The organism is Pedosphaera parvula Ellin514, assembly GCF_000172555.1.
In the GTDB taxonomy this organism is placed as follows: domain Bacteria; phylum Verrucomicrobiota; class Verrucomicrobiia; order Limisphaerales; family Pedosphaeraceae; genus Pedosphaera.
In genome coordinates this window covers 66,186-79,528 of record NZ_ABOX02000030.1, presented here as the reverse complement: position 1 = coordinate 79,528, position 13,343 = coordinate 66,186, and the positions used below count along the sequence as shown (strand labels likewise).

The 13,343-nt window shown below is 54.2% G+C and carries 11 protein-coding genes; 6 read left to right on the top strand and 5 right to left on the bottom strand.

The window, feature by feature from the left end; translation table 11 throughout:
* Window positions 1–928 precede the first annotated feature (928 nt).
* The 3 genes from CFLAV_RS20530 to CFLAV_RS20520 are packed head-to-tail and all read left to right on the top strand — an operon-like array spanning window position 929 to window position 4,849.
* Window positions 929–1,336, top strand: coding sequence for a GntR family transcriptional regulator (locus tag CFLAV_RS20530; RefSeq protein WP_007416744.1), 408 nt, complete (start codon window positions 929–931; stop codon window positions 1,334–1,336).
* A 19-nt stretch (window positions 1,337–1,355) separates the two neighbouring features.
* Complete coding sequence (locus tag CFLAV_RS20525; protein ID WP_007416743.1) at window positions 1,356–2,264, top strand: ABC transporter ATP-binding protein; 909 nt, start codon at window positions 1,356–1,358, stop codon at window positions 2,262–2,264.
* Window positions 2,261–4,849 (top strand): ABC transporter permease, encoded by a 2,589-nt coding sequence (locus CFLAV_RS20520; protein ID WP_007416742.1) that lies wholly within the window; start codon window positions 2,261–2,263, stop codon window positions 4,847–4,849. The genes CFLAV_RS20525 and CFLAV_RS20520 overlap by 4 nt, the downstream gene beginning before the upstream one ends.
* Before the next feature lie 197 nt (window positions 4,850–5,046).
* Here CFLAV_RS20520 and CFLAV_RS20515 read toward each other — a convergent pair whose 3' ends face one another.
* Window positions 5,047–5,271: a hypothetical protein gene (locus tag CFLAV_RS20515; RefSeq protein WP_007416741.1), complete on the bottom strand. Its 225-nt coding sequence runs from the start codon at window positions 5,269–5,271 to the stop codon at window positions 5,047–5,049.
* 137 nt (window positions 5,272–5,408) lie between these two features.
* On the opposite strand from CFLAV_RS20515, the gene abc-f reads away from it, so the two are divergent.
* Complete coding sequence (abc-f, locus tag CFLAV_RS20510; protein WP_007416740.1) at window positions 5,409–7,019, top strand: ribosomal protection-like ABC-F family protein; 1,611 nt, start codon at window positions 5,409–5,411, stop codon at window positions 7,017–7,019.
* Window positions 7,020–7,035: 16 nt separating this feature from the next.
* Here abc-f and CFLAV_RS20505 read toward each other — a convergent pair whose 3' ends face one another.
* Window positions 7,036–8,046 carry a right-handed parallel beta-helix repeat-containing protein gene (locus CFLAV_RS20505; RefSeq protein ID WP_007416739.1) on the bottom strand — a complete coding sequence of 337 codons (1,011 nt, stop codon included), beginning with the start codon at window positions 8,044–8,046 and terminating at the stop codon, window positions 7,036–7,038.
* A gap of 228 nt (window positions 8,047–8,274) precedes the next feature.
* Between CFLAV_RS20505 and CFLAV_RS36980 the strand changes: the two genes are divergently transcribed.
* Window positions 8,275–8,400 carry a hypothetical protein gene (locus CFLAV_RS36980; RefSeq protein WP_007416738.1) on the top strand — a complete coding sequence of 42 codons (126 nt, stop codon included), beginning with the start codon at window positions 8,275–8,277 and terminating at the stop codon, window positions 8,398–8,400.
* Between the two features lie 114 nt (window positions 8,401–8,514).
* On the top strand, window positions 8,515–8,775 hold the full coding sequence (locus CFLAV_RS20500; RefSeq protein WP_007416737.1) for an ElaB/YgaM/YqjD family protein: 261 nt from the start codon (window positions 8,515–8,517) through the stop codon (window positions 8,773–8,775).
* A 242-nt stretch (window positions 8,776–9,017) separates the two neighbouring features.
* Here CFLAV_RS20500 and CFLAV_RS20490 read toward each other — a convergent pair whose 3' ends face one another.
* The 3 genes from CFLAV_RS20490 to CFLAV_RS32775 all read right to left on the bottom strand — a co-directional run bounded on the left by CFLAV_RS20490 (window position 9,018) and on the right by CFLAV_RS32775 (window position 13,296).
* Entirely contained in the window at window positions 9,018–9,887 is an 870-nt protein-coding gene (locus tag CFLAV_RS20490; protein WP_007416735.1) for a CvfB family protein, read from the bottom strand.
* A gap of 176 nt (window positions 9,888–10,063) precedes the next feature.
* Window positions 10,064–10,426 (bottom strand): RNA recognition motif domain-containing protein, encoded by a 363-nt coding sequence (locus CFLAV_RS20485; protein ID WP_007416734.1) that lies wholly within the window; start codon window positions 10,424–10,426, stop codon window positions 10,064–10,066.
* 299 nt (window positions 10,427–10,725) lie between these two features.
* Entirely contained in the window at window positions 10,726–13,296 is a 2,571-nt protein-coding gene (locus CFLAV_RS32775) for an FAD:protein FMN transferase (protein ID WP_160164627.1), read from the bottom strand.
* Between the last annotated feature and the right edge of the window lie 47 nt (window positions 13,297–13,343).

Genomic DNA, 13,343 nt, shown 5'->3' with positions numbered 1-13,343 from the left:
TCACAATCGCCATTTCCGGTTATTACGTAAATACTTTTTGATGCTCCGGAGAGCTTCCCGAACCCTCACCTACAGCCAATTCAGGAAGCGATAGCTTCCTCGTGAATATCCCCACCGCTGGCACCTATACCGAATGCCGAAAGAAATTTCCGAATGGCAGGAGGGATTTTGGTTTAAGAGCCTGATTTAAAATTAGGGAGGGTGCTGTTTTCGCGCAAAAGGCCGGATGGCAAGGCGCGACGAAGGAGAATATCCCCGGTGGATCTTCGACTGAGGAGCAACGCCGCCAGGCGGCCTTTGGCGCGAAAACCCTCCGGGCGGCGGTGCTTTTGACCGCAGCCTGCGTTGGCTCGGCCCTCACCGCCCGCTGCGGGGATGCTTGGTGCCCGTGCGGAAGCACCTCGTCGCCTTGGCCGCAGCCAAAATCCCCANCCGCAGCACCCTCCCTAATTTTAAATCAGGCTCTAAGGCAAGGCGGAGACCGCAGGCGCTATCTGAAAGATAACGCCAAGGCCGACAACGCCGCCTCAAATCAAAAGCACCCTGTACCCAATGACTAACGAAGTTCCTCGTCCCCAAGGCCATGGCTTTTTGAGCCTCCACTTTCATCAGGCTTATTGACTCCTTTCATTCCGGTTCTTTTCCCCCATTCCGGAAATTAATTTTGGCATTCGGTATATATCATCTGGGCTAGGGTGCTTTCTCCATCCTATGCCAACGATTCATTCTTTGTGTCCGTTGACGGTGGTCCGGAGGATGTTTACGACGATGCAGAAGGAATCTGGTCCAACTCCTGGCAATGGACAGTCGTGAATGGCCGGAACGGGACCAGCACGCCGCTTACGCAGCCTTCTTTAAAAAGAAAGCCGTTGACAGCACACCACCAACTGTCCTACTGTCCTATGACAGTTAACAATATCAATTACCCATGCTCCTCCAAGTCGATTTCCAAGCTGGCAAACCAGTTTATCTCCAACTGGCCGACCAGATTCGCTATGCGACGGCTTGCGGTAAGTTGCAACCCGGCGAGCCCCTACCCGCACTCCGTCCACTCGCAGAGGAATTGCGCATCAACCGCAACACCATCGCCAAGGCTTATGCAGAGCTGGAAACTCAGGGAATCATCGAAACCATCCCGGGCAAGGGCTATTTCGTAAAGCGAAACAAATCCCCTTTCACCACCCCTGTCCGCGAAAAACTTCTCCTCACAGAAATAGACGAAGCCGTCGTCCTGGCTCATCACCTGCAGGTGGATCGCGAAAAATTTCTCGCCCTGGTCAACGAACGTCTCGACTACTTCGAACGCAAATCAGCAATCACGCGTGATGGCAAATAAAAGTCGCAAAGGAACCACTATGGAAACCAAATCTCCGGTCATCGAACTCGAAAATCTCGCGCGCCATTATGGCCACGTCGAAGCCGTCAATGGCCTCAGCCTCACAGTCCAGCCCGGCCGCTGTTACGGATTCTTCGGCCGCAATGGTGCCGGCAAAACCACCAGCATCAAGTGCCTCCTGAATTTGCTAAAGCCCGACTCCGGCACCGTGCGTGTATTCGGCCTCAATCCACAGAAACAGGAAGTCGCCGTGAAATCCCGCCTCTCGTACGTCCCCGACGCCGTCGCTTTCTACCCTTGGATGACCGTCGCGCAAACATTGCAATTCCTTGCCTCCTTTCGCCCAAAGTGGAATCGTGAAATGGAATCCGATTTGCTCAACCGTTTTCAACTCGACCCTTCCCAAAAAGCAAGCCATCTCTCCAAGGGCCAAAAAACACAACTCGCCTTGATCGGCGCCGTCTGCCCTGAACCCGAGCTGCTCGTGCTGGACGAACCCACCTCCGGACTCGACCCCATCGTTCGCCGCGAATTCATCGAAACCGTCATCGGCGCCTATCATTCCACCGATCCCGAGAATCGCACCGTCTTCGTCTCCACCCATCTCATCAGCGAATTCGAAGGACTCATCGACGAATTCACGATCATCGAGAAGGGCCAAAAACTCCTGACCATGTCTGCCGATGCCGCTCGAAGCCGTTTTCAAAAAATCCGCGCCTCCTTCCCTCAGCCGCCTGTCGATTTAAATCTCAGCGACGCCTTGAGCGTTCGACAGTCTGGTCGCGATCTGGAAGTCCTGGTGAATGGCAACAGCGAAATGATTGTCGAGCGCATCCGTGCGCGAGGTCCCAACGACCTTCATTGCCAATCACTCTCGTTGGAAGAAATTTTCGTGACCGCAGGAACCTCGGCGAGGGCAAAAGCATGAACCCGCTGATCACAAAGGAAATCCGGCTCCTGCTGCCCGGCTACATCACCGCCCTCCTGCTCGCAGTGTTTTCCGCCTGGCTCTCATCCTGGGAGGCCAGTGTTGAGGATATTCCCATCGCAATGATTCTTGCCCCGCTTTTGGTCGGGACACTGCTTCTCGCTCTCTCATCATTCGGACGCGAATTCGGCATGAGCACCTTTTCTTTGCTCATGTCTCAACCGCTGACAAGGTCCCGCATCTGGTGGACTAAGGTCACCGTTCTGGCCCTGGCCATGGCAACCATCTTTGGAGCGTGCATCCTCTCTTCCATCTTCTGGCAGCACACTCACCTCGATGAAATTGGCGGAGCTCTTAATCTGGCTATTGCCTTCCTTGTGATTTTGTCATCCGCGCTCTGGACCACTTTGTTTTTCCGCCAAATCATTGCTGCTCTCTGGTTCGCCCTGCTCATTCCAATGGCAATCTGGACGGCAATGTCATGGTTCGGCGCTTCTACGATTACCACTATTATCACCTTCCTATCCTACTCCATGGTCAGCCTTTGGTGGGCCTGGTACCAGTTCCATCGCACACAGGAAGTGGCTTGGACCGGCGGCAACATGGCTTTGCCTGAATGGAAAGCTGCCAACACCGCCTCTGAACCAGTGGGCCGCTCTTATCATCCCATCGGCGCACTGTTTTTGAAGGAACTAAAGTTGCACCAAGTCGCTCTCATGGGCATGGCTGGATTGTTCATTCTCCACCTCGGAGCCATTGCCGTGCGCAAGGTCGCGCACAATGCTTCGGATTACTCCCTGCTCAAAGGCACGTTGGAAAGTTTCCCGGCATTTTGGATTCTCGTCCCTCTGCTCACTGCAAGTCTCACCGTGGCCGATGAGCGGCGGCTCGGCACAATGGAGGGAAATTTGTGCCTCCCCGTTTCCACGCGCGTTCAGTTCAGCATTAAACTCTTCTTTGCTCTTGTTCTTGGCGGGCTGTTGAGCGCTCTATTGCTCTGGATCGCCGAAGCGATTGGTGTTCTCGTAGGCGCCGGAGGTTGGTTTGGTGGCATAAGCCTCTCGTTCCATGGATCGGGACTGGGGAGTATATGCATCCTCTTCGTTGCCGTCGCTCTCATAAGCTTCTACGCCTCCACCCTCACGCGCAACCTGATCCAGGCGGTCGCTGCAGCAGCCATCACCATTCTTGTACTGGGATCAATATTCAGGTTTGCCGCCGCTCTCCCATATCCTCTGGGTTTGCGATTGTGGGATGATCTGTTGCTGATTCTCATTGCAACGCCAACACTGATCATCGTCCTCATCTGGCTCGCCCACACCAATTTTCAACATTTGGCCGAAGCTCGTCGCCTCTGGTCCCGCAACCTATGCACATTGTTTCTATCCATGCTCGGAATCGCGACGGTCACAACCGCGCTCTACCATCGTGCCTGGGAATACCTCGGTCCGCTTGAGCGTGCGCATGGGCCTGCACTCCTTTCCATCTCGCAACCACCCATCCTCGATACCGCCTTCTACGGCACCTCCGTCCTGCTGCCGGATGGACGCCTCTGGCGCGACCACATAGTCTATGATCCCGGTCGCCCTCTCTTTATGATCAAGGACACTCCCTGGTTCGGGCTTGGTGGCCAATGGTTGGGGTCGAAAGGGGATCGCTTTCTCAACGGCTCGAACTGGATGGCTCAAGCCTCTCGTTACTGGGTAAGCGCCGCCATCCAGTCCAATGGGACGTTATGGGTATCCGAAAGACGCAGTCCGGCCGCTGAGTGGAAGACCAATTACCACCCCAGCCCTCTTCCGCCTGCCGATCTGGTGAGATTCGGCGACGACACCAATTGGAAAGACGTGGTCCACGGCCCCGGTCATGAGGACATGGTTCTTTTAAAAACCGACGGCACTCTCTGGCGCTGGGGAAACAACGGTTCGACTAAAAAGGGTTTGATTGAAGTGACTCCTCACCAACTGGACTCCGATTCAGATTGGACACACATCCTTTCGGCGGGTTCCGATCTCTTTGCCTGGAAAAAAAGTGGAGAGGCTTGGAAGATAACCAATGTTCGCCCCAATACTCCTGAGCCCTTGCTGGATCACGAATTGGTCGCCGTGCGTTGGAAGGTTTTTGACAATATGGAATGGCGCAGCCTGGCAAATTATCAGTTCCTCCAGTTCGCAGTGCGCAACGACGGCACTCTCTGGGGCTACACCACCATCGGCAAAACCGGGAGAAAGCGCAATTCGATTACTCTGATTTCTCAGCCCAAACTCGTTAAAATTGGCGAAGTCTCCGACTGGGTTTCAGTCGCCACCTCGTACGAAATGATGGTTGCGCTTAAGTCCGATGGCTCGCTATGGAAATGGGACCTGCACACTTCCTTGCTCGATCTTGATAATCCGCACATCCTCGAACTTCCAGCGCGCCTGGGCTCTCATCACGATTGGGTGGCGCTCGCCGCCTCCCACAGCTCCATCGTAACCTTGGCAGCCGATGGCACTCTGTGGGACTGGTGGAATACCGGATCTTCTCCATCTCTGTTCGCCCCTTCAAGAAAACCCACAAGGATGGCAAACATCTTCGACCAATAAATGGCACCATTAAACTTGGATAAGGTTCTAATTCTAAGCACGTTTGGCTTTCATGTTCAGACCGCTTCAGAGAAAAGGTGCGGATCCGTCATCATGCGCTCACCATCCCCATTGGACAACCGCCTTTGGTGACAGTAGCGTTCTAAAATGGACTTATGCTTCTCCTCTGGATAATCCTGGCTCTAGTGGTCATTGCTCTAATCAGTGGCATTTCCTCCGAGCGTCGTCTCAACCGCCTCCGCCACTCCGGCCAATATCCAGCCAAAGGCCAGGCCACCGATGCCGACGTTCAACGTCTCGTGGATCGCGGTGAACAAATCCTTGCCATCCGCTGCTACCGCGAAGCCCATCCCAAAGCGGGCCTTGCCGAAGCAAAAAGGGCCGTCGAAAAACTCCAACCCGCCTCTCCTGTTTGAACCCATCAGAACTGGCTCATCCCCATTTCTGCTCACTGCGGCTCTGCGGGATCACTTTTCACTGGCATTCGCTCCCTTTCGCGGCGATGTTCTCCGCCCGGTTGATCGCTTAATGGCCTGACCAACCGACAGCAATTGTTTTCATGCTCACGATTAACGATTTAAAGATGACCATCGGCGCTCGGATTCTTTTCGAGAACGCCTCCCTGCAGGTTAATTACGGCGACCGCGTCGCCCTCGTCGGCCCCAACGGCGCCGGCAAGTCCACCCTTTTCTCCATCATTCTTAAAAAAACCGAACCTGACGAAGGCACCGTTCAGCGCGACGAATGGACCATGGTCGGCTACCTTCCCCAGGAAGGTGAAGCTGTCGGCGATGAAACCGTCCTCGACGTCGCCACCGGCCGCGTCGATGAACTGCCCCGTCTCGAAAAGCGCCTTCACGAACTCGAAGCCGCAGGCGATGTCTCCAGTCCCGAATACCTCGAAGCCCACGCCAAGCACGACGCCCTGAACGATCCCCAGGTCGCCGCCAAGGCCAAGAAAATACTCAAGGGCCTCGGCTACCGGGAAGCTGATTTCGACCGCCCCGCTCGCGAAATGAGCGGCGGTTGGGTGATGCGCGCGCACCTTGCCCGCCTGCTGGTCATGGAGCCTGACTTGCTCCTTCTCGACGAACCCACCAACCATCTCGACCTCCTCTCCCTGCTTTGGCTGCAGAAATATCTGAAGAACTATTCCGGCGCCCTGCTCATGATCTCCCACGACCGCCAGTTCATGGATGAAGTCGTGACCCAGGTTTACGAGATCGCGGATAAAAAAGTTATTTCCTACGCCGGTAACTATTCCGACTTTCTCACTCAACGCGAAACCAACTACGAAAACCTGGTTGCCGCCTACAAAAACCAGCAAAAGGAAATCCAGGCACTCCAGGAATTCGCCGACCGCTTCCGCGCCGTTCCCTCCAAGGCCTCGCAGGCCATGAGCAAGCTGAAGCAGATTGAGCGCCTGGAATTAATCGAGAAACCAACTCCGCCCCGCAAACCTTTTCGTTTCCAGATTCCACCGCCTCCGCGCGGTGGACAGCGTGCCATCTCCCTTGAGGGAATCCATATGGCCTACGGGACGAAAAATGTTTACTCCGGCCTTGATCTCACCATCGAACGCGGCGAACGCACCGTGCTTGTCGGTCCCAACGGCGCCGGCAAATCCACGCTGCTCAAAATTCTCGCGGGCGTCGTGGAATTCCAGCAGGGCGAACGCAAACTCGGACACAACGCCAAGCTCGGCTACTTCAGCCAGCATCGTGCCGACACTCTCGATGCCAACAAAACTGTGCTCGATGAAGTGCTCACCAGCTCGCCAGGTCTGCGCGAAGACGAAGCCCGCGCCATCCTCGGCTCCTTCATGTTCCGCAAAGAGGAAATTTACAAGCTCACCAGCGTGCTGAGCGGTGGCGAGAAAAGCCGCCTGAACCTCGTCAAATTCCTGGTGGACCCGCCGAACATTCTCCTGATGGATGAGCCCACCACGCATCTGGACATCACCACTGTAGAATCCCTCACCATCGCCTTGGAACGCTACGAAGGCTCACTGGTTTTCATTTCCCACGATGTGCACTTCATCCGCCATCTCGCCACAAAAGTCCTCCACATCAATGAAGGTCAGGTAAAGCCTTATACCGGCAACTACGACTACTTCTTGGAAAAGACCGGCGCTACTGACGATGCCCGCGCTGCGCTAACTTCGGAATAAACTGCCTCGTCCTTGATCAGTAGGAAAAGTTTGCCCACGGATGGTTTGTCACCACGCCAATTCCGGTAAAGACCGGCCCGCTGGCCGACAAGCCCAGGCTGTAATTGCCATTCGTATTTCCGTGGGCCGTATTACGCACAATAAAGTTCGTACCACCGCTATTCGCATTAATGCCAATCTGATTGAAAAGAAGCTGATTGTTATTCAGGTAACTATAATTGTTATTCGCGCTAATCCCTGCGCCTGGGCAAAAAGTAATGTTGTTATTCTCCACCACGCTGTTCCCAAAACATAAAATCCCCGGCGAGCACAAACTGATCAGGTTATTCCGGGCAATGCTGGTATCCAAAATATTGATGCCGGCACCATTGCACTTTTGAATGATGCAATTGTCAACCCGGCTTAACCTTCCCAGAGCCACGCCGACGTAATTGTTTTGCAATTCGCAGTTCTCCACCACCGAGCGGTCTCCCCCCAGGATGCCATACCCGCTCGATCCCCCAAAACCAGAAATCTGGCAACGGCTGACGTGGGCACCTTCGAACGCCGCAACGCCATAGCCTAAAAACGCATTCGTTCCTGAAATCAGCATGTCCTCCACCACCACATTTGTGGCGGGAGAAGACGTGTAAAATTCAATTCCCGCAGAACAGTTTACCAGGTGCCCATTGAGGATGTGGATGCGGCTCACCGGAGCACCTCCATAAATCGCCGGAGTGTCACCCCCGAAAATCGTAAACCCGGAAAGATCCAGCGTCACATCATTCGTTTTGATTTCAATCGCCCTGAAGCCAGGAACCATCACGATATTCGTCGAGAGATAATAGGAACCCGGTCGAGTTATGACGTACTGGGCATATACATCACCCCCCAGCTTGAGCACGTCCGTGCGCGGCTGTATTTGGTCCAGCGTTTTCATGGTCGCAGCCGGCACCCCCGGCGGAGTCAAACTTCCCTGCCCCAAGGCCGTAAGGCTTGCCACCAGTTGAAGTAGTACCATCCCGCTGAAGACACCCCGTAAGTTCATGCGCCGACCCTAACAGCGATTACTCGGCTTGAAAGCTAAAAGCGAACAGGAATCCTCTCACTCCTGTTCATCCGCGCCATCAAACCGGAATATCTCCCGGGACGTGCGTCCGATGAACAAGGCCCGCGAAAATCCCTTTCAACGGATAGGCGACACAGAGGGAATAACCCCATGGCGTGCATGGCTTTATGCGATTAATTTAAAACGTAACTCGAAAGGAATAATCTTATGATCGCATTAGTAATGACCCCAATGATCGCTGCCGCAGGCTGGTCCATGCTTTACCTGCTTTTTGGAGGAGGCATCGGAGGAGCAATCCTGATTTTTATTGCGCTGAAAATGATGGGTAGATAATCAGCAGCTTTGGCAGTTGGCATCAACGTTGGTTCTGCGCTCTCACGCAGAACTCGACGTCAATTCGAGTCGATCACTCAGCAAGGGTTTACCCGGAAAACAATTAAAAGTCGTATGAAAGAAAAAAACGAACTCAAGGACAATGTATTAGACCTCAAACAGGACGCCCGCGCCATTCTCTCCGCCACCGGAGATTTGGCCAGGGACGCTGTAACGCAGGCGGGCCGGACAATTGCCGCTACCAGGGGCGTGTCCAAAGTCATCAAGTCCGCAAAAACAGCAGATAAAACCCTCCGAGCCAAACCATATCAGGCCATTGGCATTGCCTTCGGCCTCGGAGCATTGTTTGGTTACCTGATGGCCCGTCGCAAGTAATCAGGCAGGCCACCTCCAGAGGTTCGGCTGTTTAAGAGCCTGTTTTAAAATTCTGGAGGGTGCTGTTTTCGCGCAAAAGGCTGTATGGCAAGGCGCGACGAAGGAGAATATCCCTGGTGGATCTTCGACTGAGGAGCAACGCAGCCAGACAGCCTTTGGCGCGAAAACCCTCTGGGCGGCGGTGCTTTTGGCCGCAGCCAAAATCCCCAACCGCAGCACCCTCCATAATTTTAAAACAGGCTCTAAGCTGTAGCGTCGCTCGGGGAATAAGTTGTGTTATCCAGCAACTCAATCCCCGGATTTTGAAAGCGAATTCGCCGGGATTTATACAGCGCACCCAACGCTTGCTTAAACGCTTTCTTGCTGATCCCAAACGCTTCGCGGATGGTTTCAGGCGAACTGTCGTCGTCAAACGCAAGCCGTCCCCCGTTGCGCTCCAGCGCGTCCACAATTTTTTCCGTCACCGTGTTTACCCGCTTATAACCTGACGCATCCAGGCTCAGGTCAATCTTGCCGCCGGGCCGGATCGTGCGGAAAAACCCATTCAACTTTTGGCCAATAGTCAGCGGTGATGAAAGCTTGTCATGGAAAAGCAATCCCTCGTGGGCATTGTCCACGATGGCCTTGAAACCAAGCGGCGTCTTTCCACTGATGAGCAGTGACACCGGTTGATTCTCTCTGTAACAAGGTGTCTCCCGGTTCAAGAACCGATAAAGTCGGGTACTGGCGAAAATGCGTTTGTTTCTTGGATCGAGCTGGACATAGACAATGACCCACTGCCCTGGTCGAACGGGAGTTTGCTGTTCTCGAAATGGAAGCAACAAATCCTTGGATAGCCCCCAATCAAGGAACGCGCCAACCTGCGAATTCACGCTAATCACCTTCAAATAGGCAAACTCGCCCACCATCGCGCGCGGCGTCTCAGTCGTCGCCACCAGTCGATCCTCCGAATCCAGGTAAACAAAAACATCCAGCTTGTTTTCCGGAGGAATGTCTCGCGGGATATAACGGCCGGGCAATAGAATTTCCCCCAATGCTCCACCGTTAAGGTAAAGCCCCGGACCTGAAGATCTCTCGATGGAGAGAATGTTACGTTTGCCAATAACTGCCATGACACTTAAATATAATCAACGAATGCCTTAACCGGCAGGAAAATCATTCCTTGGAAAAAAACCAAATTTCGCCACCCGCTCCCGTGTGGACCAACCTTGGCTAACCTCTTCTGCTGGCACTCTGTTTACTGCCTGTTTTTTTCAAATAGCCAGCGAATCCCTTGAACTAAATACAATTAACGCCGCTTTCGGTTGTTGCGCGGTCTGTTCCTCGTATTGCGATCCTTGACACGGGTGTGACTGCCAATCCCGGCTTCAAAACCATGACCAATGAGCCCTTGAGTGCGCTCTTCCACAGGACGTGCTTCCGCCACCACGAGATGACGCCCATCCAGGTTGTGTCCGTGCAGGGATTTTAGCGCGCTTTGGGCGACTTCAGCTGTCGCCATGGTAACAAAAGCCCGACCGCTCGGGCGCCCCGTTGCAGCATCCACCATTAATTTCACCTCAATTACCGGCCCCTTTTGAGAAAACAATTCCTGCAACCTGCTTTCGGTTACTGTAGCCGGCAAGCTCTCCACATATAATCTATTATTCATGACGACTAAATCCTTAGACTGACTGCTATTTCCGGAGTGTTCCCGATTGTCGGGTTTCAAATCATCACTGAAAGCTCATTTCAACTGAAGATCTACCAAGCCTCGAAATGGACGAGATGTCTAATTGGTATATAAAAATGACTTATCCTCAGAGAAAAGCAATGCTAATTAATCCTACACGGCCTCCTCTCCTCTGCCACCGCGCATTCGCTTAGTGATCTAACTTCAAGTCTGGATGCATCACCATGGTTTTCAGCCACATTCACCCAACCGATCACATTGCGTCAAATCCCCATCAATTATCTTTCGTCTCTCGGAAACTGGTAAGTCACCACTCGACCGCCGGTAACCATCAACGTCGAAATACCATTCGTCCGCGCCAGTGCCTCCGCCTGCCCATCACCCGTAACAATCAACGTCGTTGCCCAGGCATCCGCACTGGCACAGGAAGGATGCAGCACACTGAGCAGCGTGGTGTCATGTTCGATGGGGTTGCCCGTGTGCGGATTGATGAGATGGGTCCAATGCTTTTTTCCATCGCTATGCTTGGCTCGATAAGTGCCGGACGTCGCCAGTGCTGCATTTTCAAGCTCCAACACCCGTATGGACCGCGCGGGCTGCGCCGGATCTTCGATTCCCACTCGCCAGCGACCTCGTGCGAGAAATTCTCCCCCAACATCAATCAAGTAGTTCGTCTGTTTGCTGGCATTCAACAACTTCGCCAAACAATCCGCACCATAACCTTGCAAAATGGCTCCCAAATCAATCTGCAACTCCGGATGACTTTTCTGCAACGTGTTCGCGTTCGTGTCAGCTTTCAATTTTTCCCAACCGGTAAAGGAACGTAACCTGGCAACCTCATCCTCCGTGGGTGCGTGTGGCGGAACTCCGCCCGGCCCAAAACCCCAGGCTTTCACCAGCGGTGCCACCGTGATATCAAAAGCTCCATCGCTAATCCGGCTCATCTCTAGGCATTGAGCAATAAGCCTCACCAATTCCTCCGGCATTTCAATTGGCTGGGTCGTGCGGGCGGCATTGAAACGCGAAGTGGCCGAATTGCTGCGCCAATGTGAAAAGTTGCTTTCAATGCGCTCCAGTTCGGTAGCCAGGCGTTGTTGCAAAGCGGCAATATCCTTCACCTCCCCGCGTGTTTTGACATTCCACGTCGTTCCAAAGCAAGTGCCGTGCAGTTCCACCGTGCTTTCTGCCACGCTGGCAGCCGCATGAGTTGACGGCCAAAATACAATGCTACTGCCGACAGCCAATAACAGCACGGCTCCCGCATCGCGCAAACCGAAACGATCGCCACTCCCGGTCGTGCGTATAAACTTGAGCAATGCCCCGGTTGGACAGCCAAAACGGCAATAAGCCATTGGCACAAACAGGGATGCCAGGAAGCCAATCCCGGCAATAACGGCCGCAGCCAACACCACCCCACGCAATGCCCACGCGTCGAACGGCTCCAGCGCAGCCAGGTCAAAGTGCGGCCTTATCAATCCCACAACGATTGTGGCTACCAGCAACAGTGCAGGTAACAATTTCAGATATTTCACCAGGGAAAGCGGCAGCCGGATATGCAGCTTTTTGAACCGTCCAAGCCATTCTTGTGCTGCTCCATGCGGACAAAGTTGGTGACAATAGATTTGACGTCGCGTGGCCCACGGCACCAGCAATGCAGCCGCCGCGAGCAGCACCAGTGATGGAGCGAATTGCCAGTTCACTCCATTCCGCGACCAACCAGCGAGCAACGCCAGTGAGATCAAATCACCGCACCACAATCCAAAAACCCCAATCAACACCACCTGCCACGCCAACCGCACGGCACGCCGACCGCGCCACTTGCTGAACGTCATGACCAAACTGCCCGCCAAAATCCCGGTCAACACCCAATCTCGCGGCTTGAAACGCATGAGCATCGGAACTGGCCGGGCTGCGTCGGCAGCAAATCGCTGCCGAATACCTTCTGCCACTGCAAAGCTGGTTTCCGTTGCGCCCGACACACCTTCCAGTCCTGCCCGCTTCAGATCCAGGGTTGCCCATTGTTCCACTGTGAAGTTCGTCAATTGCCGCAGGTACGTCGCATCCTCGCGCACGCTGTTGACATAGTCTTCGGTGTCATAGCTTCGACGCAGATGCACCCCCAATAATGTTTTTCCATCTGGCGCCACGGCCACCAGCGACTCCGTCGGCCCGCTATGGCCAGAGACGTAATCAGAAGCGGGCGAAGTTCGAACCGCAAATCCCAGAAACGCTCCTGCCCTGCTCTTCACTTCATACCATCCGTGCCGCGAGTTCTCCATTCGGAACGTTTGCGCAGCCGGGAACAATGCCTGCACTTCCTTCAATGTAAGTGGCTCAGGAAAGCGCAGCGAATCCACACGCCCGGCCAGGCGCTTTTGCACGGCCTCCGCAATGCCTAGGCTCGTTAATGTCGAACCGGCCACCGCATCAATTTTCGGCATCGGCTCACGCGACGGCGCCCAGCCGACAAACCGCCTCCAAAATCCCTCGTCGCTTCTGACTGCATTGACGTGGGCTTCGGTATCCCCGCTGGAAAGCAACTCTGCCCCGCTCACCCGGCTCTCGGTATCAAGTGCGACTAGGACACTGTTTGGCCCTACATATCCAATTACCAAATCAGCTTGTGGAGCAGTATTCACCAGGTAACCAATGAGCTGGCCGTTTTCATCAAAAACACCCTCAGCCTCTTTGTCTTGCTCAGACGGAGAAACCTGCGTCGCCCGTGGGAAAAACCGGCGGGCCTGCGTCAAATCAAACGACGACGTTCGGGAATGAAATTCACTTCGCTGCGCGGCACCATGCAGCAACCACGCAACCATCGCCAAAGCCAGCAAACGCCACAGCCGCAAAATCCATGGACGACTTTGCGACACCAGGGGGGATAGCGAAAAACTGT